The sequence below is a fragment of the Staphylococcus sp. HMSC067F07 genome (assembly GCF_001837405.1).
Lineage (GTDB): Bacteria > Bacillota > Bacilli > Staphylococcales > Staphylococcaceae > Staphylococcus > Staphylococcus capitis.
On sequence record NZ_KV832220.1, the window covers coordinates 1 to 20,488 of the forward strand.

Sequence of the window (20,488 nt, forward strand, 5' to 3'; positions counted from 1 at the left end):
ATTATACTATAAATTCAACTTTGCAACAGAACCACCCTTTAAATGATTGTTCTTGAGAAAGAACTTTTATTAATGACATCACTAAAGGTATTAATGTAAAAAGAATGAATGTTACAACTTGATTCGCTAGCCATTTAATAAGTTCATCTACTTCTTTGATAAGATAAACTAAAGTAACAATAATGATTAATGGAATAAAGTAATTAATGAGTTTAGTTATTGAATAAAGAGGATCATTAGATGTAATCAAAGACATTATGATATAAATTAGCATCAAAGTGATTGAAGCTAGAGCAAAGGTAAATATCAGATAGCTTCTCACCCAACGTTTGATATGTCTAATTAAGAAAAATATTCCTATAACATAAATGAGAATGTAAATCGCATATGTAAGATCATACGCGCTATCACTCGTATCGAAAAATGAAATCATTAAATTTCTTGTAGTATAGAGGTAAATAAGTTGGATCACTCCAAGTATTCCTCTTTTTAACAAGAGAACCGATAAAATAATCGCTAAAAGTAGCAACCATTTATTATATAAACTCATTATAAAAATAAGACTTATCAATGTATTTTCTCTTAGAGTATGTTTATGTATTTTTAAAAAACGTTTCATTTAAATGTACTCCAAACCTTCTAGTTGTAAATTCTATTATGATGCTCTTGGAAAATGTAAATTGGGAACTTAAGTCTATAACTTATACGCTATAAATATTACAATCTTTTATCTATCGTTGATCTCAAACCTACTTTCACATTTAAAGATAGGTTAAACTTTATATATTCAATAATTTTATAATTCTATTTTTATTAAATAGCTTTCTATAATTATATCATGAGTTGTTAGGACACGAATACTTAATAACCACTACCATGATTCAACATAAGTCTAATAACCTTAAATTAAAAACCCGTTCAAAATGTTTTATGAACTTTGAACGGGTAGTATATATCACTTATTTTATATTGTTGATTGCATCCTTAATATCAGTTTGACCTGTTTGAATGAAGATATCTTTACCTTCAACTGCTGACGCATCAAGAGCTTCGATTAATACAGTTGCTACGTCTTCGCGAGGAATTGTATAGCTATTAGGATCTCTTGCAATATCTAATTCAGCATCAATTTTACCTGTACCTTCTTCATTTTGAAGTGGACCAGGGTGGACAATGGTATAATTTAAATTTGAATTTTCAATATATAGATCTGAGAAATGTTTAGCTACAGCATATGGTTTCATTACATCAGTTTCTTTATCAGGTTCAACACTATCAGTAGCACTTAAATGAACAAATTTCTTCACTTGATGTTTAGTAGCGTAGTCCACAGCTTTTTTAGCTCCCCACAAATCTACTAATAAAGTTTTATCTGCACCAGTACTACCACCTGAACCTGCTGTAAATATGACACTATCTACGCCTTCAAAAGCACTTGAAAAATCTTCCTCTAAATCTTGGACAACGACTTTATCTGCACCTAGTTCTTTTAAATCACTTACTTGTTCCTCTTTACGTACAAGTGCTACAGAGGAATGTTCAGTGTCTTTTAATTGCGAAATAACTTTTCTGCCCACTGCACCATTTGAACCAATTACTAGTACACTCATCATTAAAAGCTCCTTCCTCGAATTTTATATGCACATGCATATTAACATGCGTGTCATTCTCACTCAACTCATGTGCTTACGCTCGTAAAACTCTTTTTCTTTAAAAAAATAAGTATACCTGACGTCTTATTATAAATCTTTATGATTCATAACTTTTTATACGGTAGGCATACTTATTTTCAGATAAAATGACTAAACAATACGCTTACGGATAGCACCGGAAATTAGGTCGACAATCGCAACCATAATCACCAATCCTATTAAGATGATCCCCACACGATCCCATGAACGTGTTTGGAGTGCAAAGATTAACGGCGTACCAATACCTCCTGCACCTATTAGACCTAGAATAGAGGCAGAACGTAGATTTAGTTCAAATCGATAAAGAATTAATGATATAAATGAAGGTAATATTTGTGGTATCACTGCAAATATTAATGTTTTAGTTTTATTAGCACCACTAGCTTTTAATGATTCAACAGCACTAAAATCTAAACTTTCAATATCTTCAACAAAAAGTTTTCCTAACATTCCAACGGAGTGAATACCTAATGCAAGTACTCCAGAGAATGAACCTGGTCCTACGGCTTTGATAAAGATAAGTGCCATTACAATTTCTGGAAATACACGAATAATACTTAAGATAAATTTACTTATGCCAGTTACTGGTCTTAACTTCACCATATTTCTTGCACCTAAGAAAGCAAATGGAATACATATAATAGAGGCAATGAATGTCCCTATTACTGCAATTGCAAATGTTTCTAATAGTCCTCTAAGTAAGTCTTCACCGGCAGGAATATATATGTAGCCTAGATCTGGATGAAATAAGCCTTTGAATATGGACTTCAATATTTCAATCGATTTACTTTTTAATTCTAAAGCTGGCATACCTGCAAATGCCCAAATAATAATCGCTGCTACAATAACTGCAATAATCCAATTTTTTATAATTCTCTCACGATATCTCTTTGAATTGAGTTTGTATTTTTGTTCATTCATGCTAATTTTTCCCTCACTTTCGAACTTACAAAATCAATAATGACAACGATGAGGAGAGTAAATAAAATAATCATTGCCGTTTTCTTGTATTGGAATAAACCTAGAGTTTGATCGTAAAATAATCCAATACCCCCTGCACCTACAAGTCCTAAAACTGCCGATGCACGAATATTAATTTCAAAAGCGAATAAAACATATGACATGAATGAAGAAATTGCTTGAGGAACAACACCAAAGACAATCCATTTAACTTTATTTGCTCCTACAGCCGTCATAGCTTCCATAGGTCCTGGTTCAATTGTTTCTAATGATTCATATAGTAACTTTCCGATGATACAGATAGTTAATATGAATAATGCTAAAACACCAGGAATTTGACCAATACCAAATACCGCAACAAACACTGCTGCTAAAAGTAAGTCTGGAATTGTACGTACAATATTGAGAATAAATCGTGCTGGAATAGCAATCCATTTAGTTTGAACGATGTTGCTTGCACATAAAAGAGCTACAGGTATTGATACAATACTCCCTAAGAATGTGCCTACAATTGCCATACGAATTGTATCTAACATTGGTTTCGTAATTTGATCTAAGTAACTCCAATCTGGTGGTACCATCTGTCCAAAGAATGCACCAATTTGTGGAATACCTATCATTAAATCTCCAATACTAAAACCTGTATAAATAAAGCTCCATATGATGAGAGCCGCTATAAGAATAATTGTAAAGCTTGTTTTAATTGACATCTTTTTATTTAAATATTGATCATATTTACTCGTTGATGATGTAGGTGTTGCCATTTTACTCCACCCCTAACTTTTCATCTTCATTAATTGATCGACCATAAATATGATTGAAAACATCATCATCCGCTTCACTTGCTGGTCCATCATAGACAAGTTCTCCAGCTCTAAGACCTATGATTCTAGATCCATATTCCTTTGCTAAATCTACAAAGTGTAAATTGATTAAGATTGTAATTCCTAATTCTTCATTAATTTTCTTTAAATCATCCATAACTTGTTTTGTTGTTAAGGGGTCTAACGATGCAACAGGCTCATCCGCAAGAATGATTGCTGATTCTTGGCACAATGCTCGCGCGATTGATATACGTTGTTGCTGTCCACCTGAGAGTTGATCTGAGCGTTGATCGTACTTATCTAAAATGTTCACTCGCTCTAAGGCGTTAATTGCTTTGATTTTATCTTCTTTAGGGAATAAACCGAGTACCATCTTCCAAGTTGGATGATATCCCACTCTGCCACTTAGTACGTTTCTTAGTACGGTTGAACGTTTTACGAGATTGAAATGTTGGAAAATCATTCCAATGTTACGTCTCATTTCTAATAACTGTTTGCCACGCGCTTTCGTAATGGATTGTCCATCAATTGTAATATCACCTGAAGAAATATCATGTAGGCGATTGACAGATCGTAGCAAAGTCGATTTCCCTGCACCTGATAAACCAACAATAACTGCAAAATCACCCTTTTCAATGTTTAAATTAATATTTTTTAACCCCACGTGCCCGTTAGGATATACTTTATTAACATCCTTGAATTCAATTTGACTCATAACAAACACCCTTCTTTTATAAAGAAAAGCTAAGAAGCTGAATAGTTGATATCATCATCTTTCATTCAGTCTCCTAGCTTTTCTATTTTTTGACTCTATTCAATTTATCGTATGGTTGATTACTTCATGTCTTGAACTTCTTTTTCATATTTTCTTACGATATCGAAGTTAGAATCCTTTGTATCTGTGTATCCTTCGTGTGAATATACTTCACTAATGATTTTGTGACCTTTTTTAGATTTAGCGATGTCTTTAAATGCTTTTTTAAGTTTCTCTTGGAATTTTTTATCCATATCCGGACGTACTGAAATTGTATCGTTAGGAATAGATTCAGTTAGTTTTAAAATCTTAGTATCTTTAAAGACATTTGGTTGGTCTTTTTTAACTATAGTACGTGCATCTTGGAATACTGCAGCTGCATCAACGTCACCATTTAATAAAGAAATAACAGCTTGATCGTGACCTTTAACATTTACAATCTTCATATCTTTTGTAGCATTGATACCTGTTTCTTTTTTAAGTGTAGCTAATGGGAATGTGTACCCAGCTGTAGAAGTTACATCTTGTAGTGCGATTTTCTTGCCTTTTAAATCTTTTAAGCTTTTAATTCCTGAGTTTTTCTTAACTAAGATTTCAGATTTGTAATCATCCACTAATTTTTTATTAGATGAACCGTCTTTATTAACACCGTAACGTTGTGCTTGAAGTAATAAGTCTGCTGCTTTTTGATCATGAGCTAAAGTATAAGCAGTTGGTGGTAAGAAACCAACGTCTACTTTTTTAGACTTCATTGCCTCAACAATTGTGTTGTAATTCGTTGATACTGATACTTTTACAGGAATACCTAATTTATCAGATAATAACTTTTCTAAAGGCTTGGCTTTCGCTTCGAGTTTATCTGCATTTTGAGATGGTACGAACTGTACAGTTAATTCTTTAGGTTTATAATCTCCCGAACTTGAACCAGAATCTGATCCACTATCTGAACTTTTCTTATTGTTATCTAATGAACTAGAGTTCCCACACGCTGCCGCAAAGATAACTACCGATAATACAAGTACAACTAAAAACTTCAAATTCTTCATTCTCATAACTGTCCCCTTCACAATATAAGTTAGTGTAATATGTATATTTTAGAAACCATATTTATAGATTAGCACATCTAATAAGTAATGAGTATTTAATTTTAATTAAATTTATAAAAACTTTATATTAATTACTAAGGCTTTGTAAAAATATCGTTAAGTCTCTACTTACCCTCCAATTTTTATACTATAATTTTGAAAGGTATACATTTTTAATGAGGAGTAAATAAAGAGATGAAATTATTTAAAGTGTTAAGTTCAACTGTTTTAGCTACTGCCATTTCTGTAACTACGATTCAATCAGCTCATGCAACGACACAATCTACATCTTCAAGTTCGGGACAATCTGACCAAACCGTGCTTTTCGATAACTCTCATGCACAAACAGCTGGTGCCGCTGACTGGGTAACTGACGGTGCATTTTCAGATTATGCAGATTCTATGAAGAACAAAGGATATAACGTTAAAGAATTAGATGGAGAAGCAAATATTAGTAATGAAACACTTAAAAATGCTCATATTTTAGTAATTCCGGAAGCTAATAATCCATTTAAAGAGAAAGAACAACAAGCTATTGTTAACTTTGTAAAACGTGGGGGTAGTGTCATATTTATTTCAGACCACTACAATGCAGATAGAAATTTAAATAGAATCGATTCATCCGAATCTATGAATGGATATCGTCGTGGTGCTTACCAAGATATGACAAAAGATATGAATAGTGGAGAGAAAAACTCTAAAGCAATGCAAGGTGTGAAAAGCTCAGATTGGCTTTCTAATCAATTCGGCGTTCGCTTTAGATACAATGCATTAGGCGATTTAAATACTCAGAATATTGTATCTAGTAAAGAGAGCTTTGGAATTACTAAAGATGTGAAATCAGTATCTATGCATTCTGGTTCAACTCTAGCTATTACTGATCCTGATAAAGCTAAAGGTATCGTATATATGCCTGAAAACTTATCTAATAAACAAAAATGGTCTCACGCCGTAGACCAAGGTATTTATAGTGGTGGCGGTACTAAAGAAGGACCTTACATAGCTATTTCAAAAGTTGGTAAAGGTAAAGCTGCATTTATTGGAGATACTTCACTTGTAGAAGACAGTTCTCCTAAATATCAACGTGAAGATAATGGCAAATCGAAAAAAACATATGATGGCTTTAAAGAACAGGATAATGGAACACTTTTAAAAAATCTCACAACTTGGTTAGGAAAATCAGATAGCCATGAATCAATGAAGGATACAGGTGTCAAAATTGATAATAAAACCCCATTATTAAACTTTGAAAAACCTGAAAATTCCACTGAACCTCAACATGAACCTTGGTCACAGCCAGAAAAAGGCTATAAATGGTATGACCGTTCAACTTTTAAACCTGGTAGTTACGGTAGTTCGCAAAGTGGTTCTGATAATAATGATGAAAGTAGCTCTAATGACAATAGCAACTCACATCATGACCAAACTGGTAACGCTGAATTCAACCTACCTCAAAGTATTCAGCCCAACCATCCATTTAAAGTAACAGTAAAACTTAAAGGTTATGATGCAAATAGTACAATTAATAATTTAACAGTTGGTATTTATAAAGATGGAGGTAAACAAATCGGTAGCTTCTCATCAGATGGGTCCCAATTTAGTCAACCAGGCTATAGTAAAGATCAAACTGTTAAAACGGATAGTAATGGAGAAGCAACATTAACACTTACTGCTAAAGTTTCTGAAGATATTAATGGTGCTCATATTCGACTCAAACAAGGTAAAAAAGTAGTTACAACTACAGACATTCATTAACACTATAGATATAATATTTAAAAAGAGGTCGGGACGAAAGTTTTAGGATTGAAGCAGAACCATAAGTTTTACTGCTAAAATCCCGCTTTGGGACATCATAAATTAGTTTCCCAAAGCTTAAACTTTTAAAGTCCCAACCTTTTCTTTATCAAAGGAGGTTCTAGGTGGATGACTCAATTAGCATTTTATGTTGTAAGTGATGTGCATGGATTTATCTTTCCAACTGACTTCTCACATCGTGATGTTGAATTACCCATGGGATTATTAAAAGCTAATCATATCATTGAACAAGACTGCTCTCACTATGACGGCAGTATAAAAATAGATAACGGCGATTTTTTACAAGGTTCCCCTTTGTGTAACTATTTAGTTTCTGAATTAGCTACTAGTCGTCCATTAACCGATATTTATAATCGTTTAAATTTTAATTTCGGTACAATTGGAAATCATGAGTTTAATTACGGTCTAAAGTATCTTAAACAAACCATACATCAGCTTGATTATCCTATGCTATGTGCGAATATTTTAGAAAATGGAGAACCGTTTACAGGGCAAGGTATCACTTACATAAAAAGTCAGGGGTTAACTATAGGTGTAATTGGCTTAACAACGCAGTTTATTCCACATTGGGAACAGCCTGAATACATTGAAACTTTGACATTTCAAAGTGCTGTTGAAACTCTTTCTTCCCAATTACCTGAATTGCGAAAACAAAGTGATGTAGTAGTCGTAAGTTATCATGGTGGGTTTGAACGTGATTTAGAAACTGGTGAGCCTACGGAAGCTCTGACTGGAGAAAATGAAGCTTCTGAAATTTTGCGTTTATTCAGTGATGACATTGATGTATTAATTACTGGTCATCAACATCGTGATATTGCTACCATTTACAATCAAACTGCCGTCATACAGCCTGGTACAAGAGGGACTAAAGTTGGAAAAATCGTCTTAAATATTGAACATGACAATGACGTTCAAATAGAGAATTGTCACTTATTAGATGTCGAGGATTGTTCAAGTTTTGAAATAAATCAACAAGATCAAAATTTAAGAGTTCATTTAGAAGATTGGCTAGATAAGAAAGTTGCAACTTTACCTACTTCAATGCGAGTTGAGAATGCTTTTGATGCTAGAGTTAAGCCTCATCCGTTTATTAATTTACTAAACTACATTTTACTTGAAAGTAGTGGCGCTGATATTACCTGTACTGCCCTTTTCGATTCTGCTAAAGGCTTCGATAAAGATGTGACTATGCGTGATATCATCAACAACTATCCATTTCCTAACACATTTAAAGTAATCGAACTTACAGGTCGTGATATTAAATTAGCTATTGAACGGTCAGCTGCTTATTTCGATTTACGTGATGAGGAAATAAGTGTGAGCGCAGACTTCCTTGAGCCAAAACCTCAACATTTTAATTATGATATCTTTGCGGGAATAGATTATACGATTCATGTAGGTCGTGCTCTAGGAGAACGAGTGAGTGATTTATTTGTGAATGGGAAGCCTTTAGATGAACATAAAAGCTACACTATTTGCGTCAATAATTATCGTGCTGTTGGTGGTGGTAATTATAATATGTATGAAAATAAACCAATCATTAAAGACATCCAAATTGAAGGCGCACAACTATTAATCAATTACTTATCAACTAACGACTTAAGTCATATACCTAAAGTTGTAAATTTCAAAGTCGTAAAATGAGAGGTGCAAGTTATGTCAGAATTTAACCTTTTTATAAATGACATCGAGAATGAAGCGCATCGTGAAAAATTGAGACACTTATTTGAATGGATTGAAACACAATATTCAGATTTAACACCAGTAGTGAAATGGAATCAACCAATGTACACGTACAACGAAACGTTTATAATTGCCTTCAGCAAAGCCAAACAACATTTCTCAATTATGCCTGAAGCAGCTTGTTTGAAACAATTTAAGCAACGTGTAACTAACGCTGGTTACACACAAACTGAAAATTTATTTAGAATCAAATGGAACCACGAGATTGATTATGATTTAATCGGTGACATGATTAAACTAAATATGGAAGAGAAAAAAGATTATACGAAATTTTGGAGAGATCATAAGTAAAGAGTGATTTATGATGTGAGTTTATTTATATTAAATCAATTATGCCTGCTCGCTAAGGATAGCGAACAGGCATTTTTTAATTAATCATTGAATGTAATGTGTTTCTTTTCATAAATATTATTAAGAAAGTTAAGAATGATACCTAGAATAATGATACCACCTGAAATAAATGTAATTTGAATATATGGTAAACCTATAGATAATAGAATCGAACCAATGATTGCGCCTAAGAAATTCGCTACATTGAATACTGATGCAGCCAATGTACTTGCAAGTAGTGGCGCTTCATGAGCACTTAATATAATTTTACTATTGAGTAATGGTGTCGTACCAAAAGTTCCAAAACCAAACATGAAACATACAATTAACGCTAAAACTGCGTTATGCACAACAGTAACAAATAAAATAATTGTGATGAATAATAATAAAAACGTAAGATAGAGATTTTTAGTTAATTTATGTTCTGGAATACTTCCAGTAACTAAATTACCGATAACGCCACCAAGACCAAACATAAATAGACACACTGTAAGGCCTACCACTTTATAAGGTGAGAAATCTCTAATCATTGGTTCCATAAAAGTATAAGTTGTAAATACGCCACTATATCCAAATACAATGATAGAAATAACTATAAGGATATGTGGATTTTTAAATACTTTTAATTCTTTAGCAATATTGGCTTCTGCACTTAATGATACTTTTGGAACAAATTTAATCATACCTAACATTGTAATGATAGCTAATAGGATCATTACACCAAATACTGTTCTCCAATTTGCGAATCCACCAAGAAATGAACCAAACGGCACACCAATCATTACCGCGATAGTTAACCCAGCTTGAACTAAGGCAATTGCTTGTGGTTTCTTAGCGGGAGGAGCAACCGCAGCCGCTACACTCATACATACACCAAAGAATGGCGCGTGCATTGCTGCTGACATCAATCTAGATAATAGCAGTATATTAAAATTAGGAGCTAACATACCCACTAAATTACTGACAATGAATATAGCCACTAGAATAGGCAATAATCGATGTCCATGCACTTTTAAAGTGAATATTCTCATGAATGGACCAATCACAGCTACACTAATTGCATAGACACTTATTAGTAAGCCAGCGCTTGAAATAGAGACTTTCATGTCGTCAGCAATTTGCGTTAACAAACCGGTCACTACATATTCTGCCATACCTACTGTGAAAGTTCCTAACATGAATATGAAGAACATCATTTTGTTTTCTCTCATTTTTGCTTCCTCCCTTATTATTTTTTCTCAAAAAATCAACATGAGTGATATACTATAAAAAATTATGGTACTTGTGAAGAGGTATTTAGAAATTAATTTTTGAGTTTAAACTCAAGTATCATAAGCTTTCATTTTGTTTTCATTATAATAAAATTAAGACAATTTTAGATAACGTGGTATTAAGCCAATTGTAAAATGATTAATTAAAATACTTTTTAATATAGATAAATTGAAATGCATATTCATAATTTTTGTCGATTTTGTGACAGCACATTCCAATTATATATTTATCTTCCCTATTGAAATAAATATTAACGACGACTTTTGAAAAATCACACTGTAACTGTTATGTTTATTTCAGTATTAAAATAGGAGGAGAATAATGAGTTCAACACCCACAGAGAAAAAGAAAAAACGAAAATTTGAATGGTTTTGGTGGTTCGTGGATATTATTATAGATCTTATTTACTATTTAATTATTGGTCTAGTTAAGGTATTTAAACAATGGAATTAATGAGTGTATGAAATTGGTATTTACATAAATTTAAAGAAAATAACATTTTCTCTTTACAAAAGAATATGAGCGTTTTATAATAGTTAATGTTCTGATTTTGGAGGGATACTCAAGTCTGGCTTAAGAGGCCAATCATTCGTGATTGGTAGGAGCTTTTAGCTCGCGTTGGTTCAAATCCTTCTCCCTCCGCTACTTTATTAAAGGGCAAGTTCTTATTACAAGAACCTGCCCTTTTTTGTTTGCAATTTGATTTTGCAAAACCAAATTGAACGTGTTTCTTCTATTATATGGTATATATTTTAAGATTAGTTTTCTATTATATAAAAAGCCATAGCATGTTTTTAGAATTGGGTCAGAAACATAATTTTGAAAATTATCTTCATGGTCCTTATCTAAATGTTACACACTATGGCTTACTTAATTAAATCACATTGTTTACTTTTGTGATTATTTATTTATGTGGTTTGAACGTCTTTTGAGGTGCATAAATCGTTGTTTTGTATTTATCTGCAATTTTTTGTGTTTCTTGGTCTACTTTTTTCGCAAATGCTTTTTTAGACATTTGTGATGCATTTCCTACTTTTTTCTCTAATTCTGCATATTGAGCGCTTGTCATTCCTTTAGGTGCTACACCACCGTATGGACGGTCCCCTTGTTTAGTTTGTTGAGTATGAGGTTTGAACGTCTTTTGAGGTGCATAAATCGTTGTTTTGTATTTATCTGCAATTTTTTGTGTTTCACGATCGATTCTCTTGTTAAATACTGAGTTAGGCATCTCATTAGCATTACCAACATTATATTCTAATTCACTGTATTGCTCACTAGTCATACCTTTAGGAGGCATACCACCATATGGTCTAGATCCCATATTCGTACGTCCTTGTTTATCAAACTCTTTTAAAGCTTCCATTTTACCTTTATATTCTTTATTACTAATAGCTCCATCTTTTTTTAATTTTTTTAGTGATTCAACTTTTTCCTTATAAGTAGCGAAGTTGCCATGATGATAGTCGCTCGCATTTGCTACTCCTGTTACGCCTGATAAAGCAATCGTACCTGCTAATACTGCACTACTTAATAAAGTGACTTTCTTCATTAAACTGTAACCCCTTTCAGAAATTTTGAATTTTACATATTCTACGTTATCACAGATTTTTAATTATTTCATTTATGTTACATAATTTTTACCATATTTTTACATCATTGACTTGTAATTAAATTGCTTAATTAACTTTTATTTTTAAAAATTAAAAAAAAAGAGCACCCACAATGACGATTGTAGATGCTCAAATATATTATAAATTTTATTAACTAAATGTCTATGACTCATGTTTATAGGCTGTTTTCGATTATATATGAATTTAACAATCTTAATTAAGCCTCTATAATTTTAACTTAACTATAACTAGGTTCACGATCAAATTTTGAAATACTAAAATCACACTTATGAACAACTCTTATTAAATTTGAATTATTCAAATCTCCAAGTAATTGTATAAAATTCGAATTTTATTAGCTATAACTTTAGAGTCTCAATTTATATATATATTGTCAACTATTTTTTGGTTTCAAAAAAATATGCAATGCAATTCCTTATAAAAATAAGAGATTTATTACATACTAGTTACCAAAATTATTTTTTTATAAACACATTTAATAAAGAATATACTTGGTCTTTATAGCAATTCTTATTTTCTTCAGTAACCCCGAATCTTTGTGAAAAGGACGCTCTCAGATACCAACTCTCTAAAAAAAGGAGTATCAAATTTTGAAAATCTTCTTTACCCATAGATATATTGGAGGAATCATAATATTTTATAATTTCACTATCTAGCACTTCATTAACTCCTAAGAGATGATTATGGATCTCTGAAGATAACTCTTCTGGTGCACTGGATAATTGGACGTATAACCTGATATACCTTTCATCAATATCAAATATAAATTCAAATAAAAACTGGTAAAGCCCATCTATAGAGTAGTTAGAATCGTTGTTGCTCTCAAGAATGAAAGTTTTAAAGTAATTAAAACAGTTTTCTACGCTTTTACGGTAAATTTCTTCTTTGTTGTCATAATGATAGTATAAACTCGCTTTCTTGATGTTTACACTTTTAGCGATATCATCAAGTGTAGTACCGTAATACCCCTTTTCAGAAAATAAGGTTATTGCATTATCAATAATCTTATTCTTCAATTCTAAAATCTCCCCCTTATTTAATTTAAATTCGTTATATTACAGGAAAATTAAGTTAAAATTACAAATATTACTGTTCAAGTATAACAACATTCTATTGCAAATTGAAACACTTTCGATTAGTATATGCGATACAGCCTAACTAACGAAAGGTAGGTAGATAAGTTGCAATTTTTTAACTTTTTACTTTTTTACCCCATTTTTATGTCCATTTACTGGATTGTTGGGGCGTTTTATTACTTTTTCACTAAAGAATTTCCTTTTAGTAAGAAGAAAGTAATCTCTAAAAACAAGGACCAGATTGAAGGTATCTCTTTCTTGCTGGCCTGTTACAACGAGAGCGAAACTGTTAGAGATACACTCTCAAATGTGTTGGCTCTCAACTATCCAAAAAAAGAAATCATCATCATAAATGATGGTAGTTCAGATAATACCGCTGAAATTATTTATGAGATGAAGCAACATCACGACTTTAAATTTGTTGATTTACAGGTAAATAGAGGAAAAGCTAACGCTTTAAACGAAGGCGTCAAACATTCTTCATATGATTACGTCATGTGTTTGGATGCAGACACAATCGTTAATCAAGATGCGCCATATTATATGATGGATAACTTTAAACAAGATCCTAAACTAGGTGCTGTTACAGGTAATCCACGTATACGTAATAAAAGTTCTATATTGGGGAAAATTCAGACGATAGAATACGCAAGCTTAATTGGATGTATCAAACGTAGTCAATCACTTGCTGGTGCCATTAATACTATTTCTGGAGTGTTTACATTATTTAAAAAAAGTGCACTTAAAGAAGTTGGTTATTGGGATACTGATATGATTACTGAGGATATTGCTGTTTCGTGGAAACTGCATCTTGCAGATTTTCGTATTAATTATGAACCACGTGCCATGTGTTGGATGTTAGTACCTGAAACGGTTGGGGGGCTATGGAAACAACGTTTGCGATGGGCTCAAGGTGGACATGAAGTTCTATTAAGAGATTTTTGGGCAACAATGAAATCTAAAAAATTATCGCTCTATATCCTCATGTTTGAACAAATAGTTTCAATTATTTGGGTTTATATGATTTTGCTGTACTTAGCATTTCTATTAATGACAGCAAACTTCTTAGATTACACATATTTGAAGTATAGTTTTTCAATATTTTTCCTATCATCATTTACGATGACCTTTATCAATATTATTCAATTTACAGTTGCTTTGTTTATAGACAGTCGCTACGAAAAGAAAAATATCGCTGGTTTAATATTTGTGAGTTGGTATCCGACAATCTATTGGATTATCAATGCCGCCGTTGTCATTTTCGCATTTCCTAAAGCATTAAAAAGAAAGAAAGGTGGCTATGCTACATGGTCAAGCCCAGACAGAGGAAATATCCAACGGTAAAATCGTCGTTGAATATAGTTAGGGAGAGCTTATTCATTGCGATATCTTGTGCATTTTGGATTTATTGCGTAGTCGTTATGATTGTATATATCGGAACGCTAATCAATTCTCAAGTGGAAAGTGTGATAACAATACGTATCGCTCTTAACGTGGAGAATATTGAAATTTATAAGATCTTTGAATTAATGGGATTATTTTCAATTATCATTTTCCTATTCTTCACATTTAGTTTGATTTTCCAAAAAATTAAGAAAGGTCGTGAAGTATGAAACCTTTCAAATTCATCTTCATTAGCTTAGTAGTGATGTTAGTAATGACGAATGTAACACCTAGCTTTCATCATTATGCACAAGCCGATGAAGACCACAAGAAGTTAAAGTATAAGAAGAATAGCGCTTTAGCGTTAAACTATCACAGAGTGAGAAAAAATGACCCGTTAAATGACTTTATTACGATTTTCTCTAGTAGTAAGGAAATTAAAAATTATAGTGTGACAGATAAAGAATTTGAATCACAAATCAAGTGGCTTAAGAAACATGATGCAAAGTTTCTTACTTTGAAAGAGTTTTTGAAGTATAAACAGAAAGGGAAGTTTCCAAAACGTAGCGTATGGATAAATTTCGATGATATGGATAAGACAATTTATCAAAATGCTTATCCAGTACTAAAAAAATATAAAATTCCTGCAACTGGCTTCGTGATTACAGGACACGTTGGAGAGAAGAATTTTCATAATTTGGATATGATCACGCAGCCTCAATTATCAAAAATGTATCGTTCAGGACTTTGGGACTTTGAAACACACACGAATGATTTACATTCTCTTAAGAAAGGAAATAAATCTAAATTTCTAGAGGCGTCTAATGTGTCTGCTATTAAAGACATTGAAGTAAGTGAAGATGAACTAAAATCGAAGTTTGGTAAAACACAACATGCCATTGCTTACCCCTACGGTCTAATCAATAATAGTAAAATTCAAGCTTCTAAAGATGCAGGTATGAAATACGGATTTACATTGAAGGAGCAAGCAGTCACTCCTCATGATAATAATTATAAAATTCCACGTATTTTAGTAAGTAACGACGCATTCGAAACTTTAATTAAGAAATGGGACGGTTTCCATGAATAAAAATAGACTTGAATTAGTATATTTACGTACTTTTATTTGCATCATTATTATAGTGACACACTTATTAACTCAAATCACACTAGAACATGAACATTTGTCAGGGAGTTCTCTTGTTCTACAATATTATATTCGGAATATAGTTATCTTTGGAACTCCAAGTTTTATTGTATTATCACAGTTGCTAACAACATTAAATTATAAATCTGTAAGCGTACAATATTTGATTTCTCGGTTCAAATATATCTTTATTCCATATTTATTAGTGGGATTATTCTATAGTTATAGTGAATCATTATTGACTGCTTCTTCTTTCAAAAAGCAATTTTTTGAAAATGTAATATTAGGGCAATGGTACGGTTATTTCATCATTATCATCATGCAATTCTTCATATTATCTTACTTAATTTATAAAATTAATTATAAACTGTTTAACAGTAAGATATTATTAGTATTAGCATTTGTAGTACAACAAACATTTTTATACTACTTTAATCATAGTGATGCTTTCCATACATTTGTAAAACATTACTATCCTTTAAGTGAAAATACGATGATATTAGGATGGATTTTTTATTTCTTTTTAGGTGGTTTCATAGGATATAACTATCAACGTGTCCTATCATTCTTAGAAAAATATCTCGTTATCATGATTATGTTAGCTTTAGGTTCATATGTATTATTTATAGCACTTTCAGGTGATGATTATTGGAATGTAACAAGCTTCACTTATTCACTTACGTTATACAATAGTATTATGTTCTTTGTGCTTATTGGCATTTGTGCGCATTTTAAAACGATGCTATTAAACACGGTTCAAATGATAAGCGCATTTTCGTTTTTCATCTATTTATTACATCCAATTATCTTAGATTCACTATTTGCTTATACCAATATCTTTGAAGATAACACGGTCGTCTTCTTAGCGGTTTCCTTGTTAATGATTATCGGAATATGTATTGGTGTTGGCATGATGTTAAGAGAATTTTATATTTTTAGATTTGTTATTAGCAAACAACCGTATAAGCTACAATTTAATAACTATCAACCTAGTTGGAAATCACACTAATGTTGAAAAAGCCTCCCACAGAGATATAATAACTGGATCTCTGTGGGAGGCTTTATGTAAAGCTGTTATCTCATTATGAGAATAATGTTTTTAAGACTTTGAAAAATGAGCCGATTAATTGAAATACATCACCTGTCATTGGATTCACTCCTTTTTAAATAATTTTTAAAATTCATGTTTCATCGTTATGCTTTTTTAGTTGATGTCAGTTTTTCACTTTGAACTAAATCATCTGCAAGTCCATGCCAGAATTGTTGTAGTTCCTCTCTTGAGCGTACTGTATCTGAGCTATCTTGTCCAACAAAGTCCACATGATCCCAGTCATGTTTAGTTGGTGTCACTTGCCATACACCTTTTTGATTTTGGTCTGTAGCTTCAACATATTTTTGATTGAATGGATGTTGAGAAGAAATAACTGATACTAAACCGTCATTTTCTCTCCATTCTTTCTCTTTAGCTTTACCAATAACATTGGCAGTTACCGTGAATGGGAAGAAAAGATTTAAATCTGCTTTTTGTCTACCAAATAGACCTTTATGCGTAGATTCACCTGTATATGTTTTATAAACAATATTAGGATTTAATGATGTTTTACGGTTAAGGTCAGTCGCACCATCACGAGTTAAATCATTGAAACCATTATCTTTAGATTTCCATAATTTAGATTTTTGAACTCTCTTCACATAATCAATACGTGATTCGTTTGGTTTTTGTTTAAGACCCCATTGTGATAATCCAAAGTCTACGCGAGAGTTTTTATTACCGAATGCTCTTCCTAAATCATACACAACTTGACGTACTAGCGCTTCATTACCCAATTCATCTGATGCGTGCGTACCATTATGTGGTGTACCTAAAGTTGTGATTGAAGAAACCATATTGTCATTATTACCTTTATATAATGGAGAAATTTCGCCACCATGTTCTTTTTGATATTTAACTTCTTCAGGATTTCCGTTTCTTAGTAACTCTTCTAATTGACGGATTGTTTGACCACCCATACTATGTCCGACAAGATGAACTTTTTGGCCTGGTTTCCAATCTTTGTATACACCTTCATATGTTTTACCGTAACGTTTATGACCATATTTCGCAGCATGTGCGGCACCATAATCTACACGGCCACCTTTAATATAGTAATATAGTTCAACTGCGCGATCGTAGTTACTACCAAATGCACTAATACTTGCTTCATAAGATTTATAACCATTCTCTTCTAAATCTTGACGGATATTCATTTTATCGCCGCCCCAATAATGTGCAAGCACTGAAGGATTGATATCATCAGTGAAACCATTGAAACCGTGAACTAAGATGATTGGATCATGATTTTTATATTGGCTTTGTTTAGCCGCTTTATTTGTTTGATCTTTCTGTTGTTTCGTTGTTTGTTGCTTAGATTTTTTATTTGTAGTAGCTACAGCATTACTCTTAAGCGTACCTAATCCATCTTTAGAATCTTTATCATTGTTAGATGATTCATCTTTCTCAGATTTAGGATTTGCTTTGTCACTTACACTCAATGCTTGCGTTTTGTGGTTATCTGTTTCAGCTGGAGTCTCTTCTGAAGTTGCTTCGTCTTGCGCTGACACTTTTTGCTGTTCTTCTGCATCATTTTCTTTATCTTGTTGTGATGCTTTTGGTTTTGTTGCAGTTGCAGTCGCAGTTTGAGTTTGAGTTTGATCTTTATCAGTTTGAGAAGCTTCAGTTTCATCTTTAGCTTGAATTTTTACTGCTCTGTCTGATTGAGTTGTCTCTTTATCTGAAGATAAGTCGTCTTTTTGTTGGTTATTTTGAGTGACTTTTTGTGAATCTTTTTGTGAATCTGATACTTCTTCTGTTTTATCTTCAGTTTTTGGATTGTCTTGTTTTAGATTATCTTGAGTCTCAGATGAATCTTTTTCACTTTCTTGATTTTGATTCACTTCTGGTTTAGATTGAGTTGATTTATCTTCATCAGATTTTTCTGTTGGTTGTGTTTGAACATCCGTTTGTTCTTCTGTTTGTTCAGATTTTGAGTCCGCTTGGTTAGCATCCTCTTGCTTTGCGTCCTCTTTACTATTATCTACTTGTGAATCCTCACTAGATTCCACTTGTTCATCTGATGACTTAGTTGAATTTTGAGTTGCATCTTGTGCAGAAGTTTGTTCCTCTTTACCTTGTTCTTCAGTAGACTTCGTTTGTTCTGTATTTTGTGCTGAATTTTGTCTTCAGTTTCTGAATCTTGTTGTTCAGTGTTTTGATTATTTTCATTATGTAAGCTTGTTTGATTATCATTAGCATTTTCGCTATTATCTTTTTCAACATTTGGCTGTTCAGACGTAGTTTCTTTAGCTGATTGAGACGCGTCATCCTCTGTCGCCTGTTGCCCATTTGAATCTTCATTTTCATCCCCAATAGATTGTGCTGTTGCCTTCTCAGGATTTCCCTGTTCCTGATTTTGTTCGGCCGCTTGTGCTGAGCCTCCACCCATAAATAATAAAGCTGCGATTAAGATGGATGATGCCCCCACACTAAATTTACGAATACTATACTTGTTTTGTCTTGTTTTCATAGTAAGCACCTCTCTATTTGTTTATTTTTGAAAAATGAACTCCACAATAGCGTATTTCTAAATAAATAGATTTACGATTGCGCGTGGTAATAATTCAAAGATCTTGCTAAATATCGCTTTAATAGCTTCCATAATGACCATCCTTTCCATCGTTCAGAAAGCGTTTTCAATTATTATGAAAAATTTTTCTCACACACTCTTTATATAAAAAGTATATAAGAATCAAAACACTATTCTTTTCGATTTAATTTAAAACAAATATTACGAGATAATTGCAGTTTTGTCAATAATTATACACAATTAAATCAAGCATTATAAAGCCGATTAAACCTATAAACTTACATATTAATGGGTGTCTTTTTTAAAATAGAGATGAGTGTGAAAATAAAAATTGTAGGAGGATGAAATATGGAACTATCGCAGTTTGAAAGCTATTTAAATATTGATTCTTCTCGTTATAACAATATTGATAAAGCCTCGCTAGATTATTATATGGAACGTTATATGATGACTGTTCCGTTTGAAAATATTAACGTTCAAAATCAAGTTCCTATCTCTGTTAATATTAATGATTTATTGGACAAAGTTATAAACCAACATCGCGGTGGGTTCTGTTATGAAATGAACCACTTGTTCGGAACGTACTTAGAGAAAAAAGGTTTTGATGTCCATCGAGCTTCTGGAACAGTTCATACTCCAGATGGCGGTGTTGCTTTAGAAGGCTCACATATGTCTTTATACACAATTTTAAATGATACTTATTATGTGACAGACGTTGGGTTTGGTGACTTACCTCTACATGCAATCCCGATTTCACATCCGTCTCAACCAGTGAGTATTTCTGATATCAATGGAGAATTTCGCGCAATTTTTGACAAAGAAGACTGCTATCATGTTCAAAAATTGAAAAATAATAAATGGACTACTCTATATCACGCCTACTTAGAGCGTCAATCAATTCAAGATTTCAGCGATAAAATCATTTATAACGAGAGTAATCCAAACTCTATCTTTGTTAAGCAGCTATTAATCACACAACCACAGTCATTTGGACGTGCGACGATGACACATCAAAGTCTTACGTTAACTTCACAAAGTTCTAAAGAAAAATGTGAGGTATCGTCCGACAATTATAAGTATTTTCTAAAGAAATATTTTAATCTTAATATCACGATTGATAGACTTGAACAGTAGTAATATTTTAGTGTACCTGG

At 32.4% G+C, this 20,488-nt stretch carries 18 protein-coding genes, 1 tRNA gene and 1 pseudogene; 10 read left to right on the forward strand and 10 right to left on the reverse strand.

All coding sequences use genetic code 11. From position 1 onward, the window contains the following. Position 1: 1 nt before the first annotated feature. The 6 genes from HMPREF2706_RS01960 to HMPREF2706_RS01985 all read right to left on the reverse strand — a co-directional run bounded on the left by HMPREF2706_RS01960 (position 2) and on the right by HMPREF2706_RS01985 (position 5,275). Positions 2-619, reverse strand: a complete 618-nt coding sequence (locus HMPREF2706_RS01960) for a hypothetical protein (protein ID WP_231098755.1) — start codon at positions 617-619, stop codon at positions 2-4. Between the two features lie 340 nt (positions 620-959). Then, a complete protein-coding gene (locus tag HMPREF2706_RS01965; protein ID WP_030058899.1) occupies positions 960-1,610 on the reverse strand; it encodes an SDR family oxidoreductase in 651 nt (216 codons plus the stop codon). Positions 1,611-1,802: 192 nt separating this feature from the next. Then, positions 1,803-2,612, reverse strand: a complete 810-nt coding sequence (gene phnE, locus HMPREF2706_RS01970; protein WP_002434989.1) for a phosphonate ABC transporter, permease protein PhnE — start codon at positions 2,610-2,612, stop codon at positions 1,803-1,805. Next, positions 2,609-3,415 carry a phosphonate ABC transporter, permease protein PhnE gene (gene phnE, locus HMPREF2706_RS01975; protein ID WP_002435050.1) on the reverse strand — a complete coding sequence of 269 codons (807 nt, stop codon included), beginning with the start codon at positions 3,413-3,415 and terminating at the stop codon, positions 2,609-2,611. Before phnE (HMPREF2706_RS01975) ends, phnE (HMPREF2706_RS01970) begins: the two co-directional genes overlap by 4 nt. 1 nt (position 3,416) lies before the next feature. After that, complete coding sequence (phnC, locus tag HMPREF2706_RS01980) at positions 3,417-4,190, reverse strand: phosphonate ABC transporter ATP-binding protein (protein ID WP_030058897.1); 774 nt, start codon at positions 4,188-4,190, stop codon at positions 3,417-3,419. A gap of 119 nt (positions 4,191-4,309) precedes the next feature. Then, positions 4,310-5,275, reverse strand: coding sequence for a phosphate/phosphite/phosphonate ABC transporter substrate-binding protein (locus HMPREF2706_RS01985; RefSeq protein ID WP_030058895.1), 966 nt, complete (start codon positions 5,273-5,275; stop codon positions 4,310-4,312). Positions 5,276-5,509: 234 nt separating this feature from the next. On the opposite strand from HMPREF2706_RS01985, the gene HMPREF2706_RS01990 reads away from it, so the two are divergent. The 3 genes from HMPREF2706_RS01990 to HMPREF2706_RS02000 all read left to right on the forward strand — a co-directional run bounded on the left by HMPREF2706_RS01990 (position 5,510) and on the right by HMPREF2706_RS02000 (position 9,163). Next, positions 5,510-7,069 (forward strand): motility-associated ABC transporter substrate-binding family protein, encoded by a 1,560-nt coding sequence (locus tag HMPREF2706_RS01990; protein WP_030058893.1) that lies wholly within the window; start codon positions 5,510-5,512, stop codon positions 7,067-7,069. A 168-nt stretch (positions 7,070-7,237) separates the two neighbouring features. Continuing rightward, positions 7,238-8,773 carry a bifunctional metallophosphatase/5'-nucleotidase gene (locus HMPREF2706_RS01995; RefSeq protein WP_064212288.1) on the forward strand — a complete coding sequence of 512 codons (1,536 nt, stop codon included), beginning with the start codon at positions 7,238-7,240 and terminating at the stop codon, positions 8,771-8,773. A 12-nt stretch (positions 8,774-8,785) separates the two neighbouring features. Continuing rightward, positions 8,786-9,163 carry an iron chaperone gene (locus HMPREF2706_RS02000; RefSeq protein WP_030058889.1) on the forward strand — a complete coding sequence of 126 codons (378 nt, stop codon included), beginning with the start codon at positions 8,786-8,788 and terminating at the stop codon, positions 9,161-9,163. Between the two features lie 80 nt (positions 9,164-9,243). On the opposite strand, the gene HMPREF2706_RS02005 is transcribed toward HMPREF2706_RS02000, so the two are convergent. Next, a complete protein-coding gene (locus tag HMPREF2706_RS02005) occupies positions 9,244-10,413 on the reverse strand; it encodes an MFS transporter (RefSeq protein ID WP_002434998.1) in 1,170 nt (389 codons plus the stop codon). 382 nt (positions 10,414-10,795) lie between these two features. Between HMPREF2706_RS02005 and HMPREF2706_RS12295 the strand changes: the two genes are divergently transcribed. Continuing rightward, positions 10,796-10,927, forward strand: a complete 132-nt coding sequence (locus HMPREF2706_RS12295; protein ID WP_002435053.1) for a hypothetical protein — start codon at positions 10,796-10,798, stop codon at positions 10,925-10,927. A gap of 99 nt (positions 10,928-11,026) precedes the next feature. After that, a tRNA-Thr gene (locus HMPREF2706_RS02010) sits at positions 11,027-11,116 on the forward strand. 262 nt (positions 11,117-11,378) lie between these two features. Here the strand turns inward: HMPREF2706_RS02010 and HMPREF2706_RS02015 are convergent. Both HMPREF2706_RS02015 and HMPREF2706_RS02020 read right to left on the reverse strand, forming a co-directional pair. After that, positions 11,379-12,023, reverse strand: a complete 645-nt coding sequence (locus tag HMPREF2706_RS02015) for a hypothetical protein (RefSeq protein WP_030058887.1) — start codon at positions 12,021-12,023, stop codon at positions 11,379-11,381. A gap of 537 nt (positions 12,024-12,560) precedes the next feature. Next, positions 12,561-13,121, reverse strand: a complete 561-nt coding sequence (locus tag HMPREF2706_RS02020) for a TetR/AcrR family transcriptional regulator (RefSeq protein WP_030058885.1) — start codon at positions 13,119-13,121, stop codon at positions 12,561-12,563. Between the two features lie 165 nt (positions 13,122-13,286). On the opposite strand from HMPREF2706_RS02020, the gene icaA reads away from it, so the two are divergent. From icaA to icaC, 4 genes are read left to right on the forward strand one after another with little or no spacing between them, the layout of a single operon-like run. Then, positions 13,287-14,525, forward strand: coding sequence for a poly-beta-1,6 N-acetyl-D-glucosamine synthase IcaA (icaA, locus tag HMPREF2706_RS02025; RefSeq protein WP_030058883.1), 1,239 nt, complete (start codon positions 13,287-13,289; stop codon positions 14,523-14,525). Then, the gene (gene icaD, locus HMPREF2706_RS02030) at positions 14,489-14,794 is read left to right on the forward strand and encodes an intracellular adhesion protein IcaD (protein ID WP_023350944.1); all 306 of its coding nucleotides are present in this window, start codon (positions 14,489-14,491) and stop codon (positions 14,792-14,794) included. The genes icaA and icaD overlap by 37 nt, the downstream gene beginning before the upstream one ends. Beyond that, a complete protein-coding gene (icaB, locus tag HMPREF2706_RS02035) occupies positions 14,791-15,654 on the forward strand; it encodes an intercellular adhesin biosynthesis polysaccharide N-deacetylase (protein WP_030058879.1) in 864 nt (287 codons plus the stop codon). Before icaD ends, icaB begins: the two co-directional genes overlap by 4 nt. Continuing rightward, positions 15,647-16,720, forward strand: a complete 1,074-nt coding sequence (gene icaC, locus HMPREF2706_RS02040) for a polysaccharide intercellular adhesin biosynthesis/export protein IcaC (protein ID WP_070862162.1) — start codon at positions 15,647-15,649, stop codon at positions 16,718-16,720. The genes icaB and icaC overlap by 8 nt, the downstream gene beginning before the upstream one ends. A gap of 185 nt (positions 16,721-16,905) precedes the next feature. Here icaC and lip read toward each other — a convergent pair. Continuing rightward, positions 16,906-19,274 (reverse strand): annotated as a pseudogene (gene lip / locus HMPREF2706_RS12300) (YSIRK-targeted triacylglycerol lipase). Between the two features lie 408 nt (positions 19,275-19,682). Here lip and HMPREF2706_RS02050 point away from each other — a divergent pair. Beyond that, positions 19,683-20,468 (forward strand): arylamine N-acetyltransferase, encoded by a 786-nt coding sequence (locus HMPREF2706_RS02050; protein ID WP_030058874.1) that lies wholly within the window; start codon positions 19,683-19,685, stop codon positions 20,466-20,468. The last annotated feature ends 20 nt before the right edge of the window (positions 20,469-20,488 follow it).

Coding starts and splice junctions, on each gene's coding strand:
- HMPREF2706_RS01960 (WP_231098755.1), bottom strand. CDS start 619: ATGAAACGTTTTTTAAAAATACATAAACATACTCTAAGAGAAAATACA.
- HMPREF2706_RS01965 (WP_030058899.1), bottom strand. CDS start 1,610: ATGAGTGTACTAGTAATTGGTTCAAATGGTGCAGTGGGCAGAAAAGTT.
- phnE (WP_002434989.1), bottom strand. CDS start 2,612: ATGAATGAACAAAAATACAAACTCAATTCAAAGAGATATCGTGAGAGA.
- phnE (WP_002435050.1), bottom strand. CDS start 3,415: ATGGCAACACCTACATCATCAACGAGTAAATATGATCAATATTTAAAT.
- phnC (WP_030058897.1), bottom strand. CDS start 4,190: ATGAGTCAAATTGAATTCAAGGATGTTAATAAAGTATATCCTAACGGG.
- HMPREF2706_RS01985 (WP_030058895.1), bottom strand. CDS start 5,275: ATGAAGAATTTGAAGTTTTTAGTTGTACTTGTATTATCGGTAGTTATC.
- HMPREF2706_RS01990 (WP_030058893.1), top strand. CDS start 5,510: ATGAAATTATTTAAAGTGTTAAGTTCAACTGTTTTAGCTACTGCCATT.
- HMPREF2706_RS01995 (WP_064212288.1), top strand. CDS start 7,238: ATGACTCAATTAGCATTTTATGTTGTAAGTGATGTGCATGGATTTATC.
- HMPREF2706_RS02000 (WP_030058889.1), top strand. CDS start 8,786: ATGTCAGAATTTAACCTTTTTATAAATGACATCGAGAATGAAGCGCAT.
- HMPREF2706_RS02005 (WP_002434998.1), bottom strand. CDS start 10,413: ATGAGAGAAAACAAAATGATGTTCTTCATATTCATGTTAGGAACTTTC.
- HMPREF2706_RS12295 (WP_002435053.1), top strand. CDS start 10,796: ATGAGTTCAACACCCACAGAGAAAAAGAAAAAACGAAAATTTGAATGG.
- HMPREF2706_RS02015 (WP_030058887.1), bottom strand. CDS start 12,023: ATGAAGAAAGTCACTTTATTAAGTAGTGCAGTATTAGCAGGTACGATT.
- icaD (WP_023350944.1), top strand. CDS start 14,489: ATGGTCAAGCCCAGACAGAGGAAATATCCAACGGTAAAATCGTCGTTG.
- icaB (WP_030058879.1), top strand. CDS start 14,791: ATGAAACCTTTCAAATTCATCTTCATTAGCTTAGTAGTGATGTTAGTA.
- icaC (WP_070862162.1), top strand. CDS start 15,647: ATGAATAAAAATAGACTTGAATTAGTATATTTACGTACTTTTATTTGC.
- HMPREF2706_RS02050 (WP_030058874.1), top strand. CDS start 19,683: ATGGAACTATCGCAGTTTGAAAGCTATTTAAATATTGATTCTTCTCGT.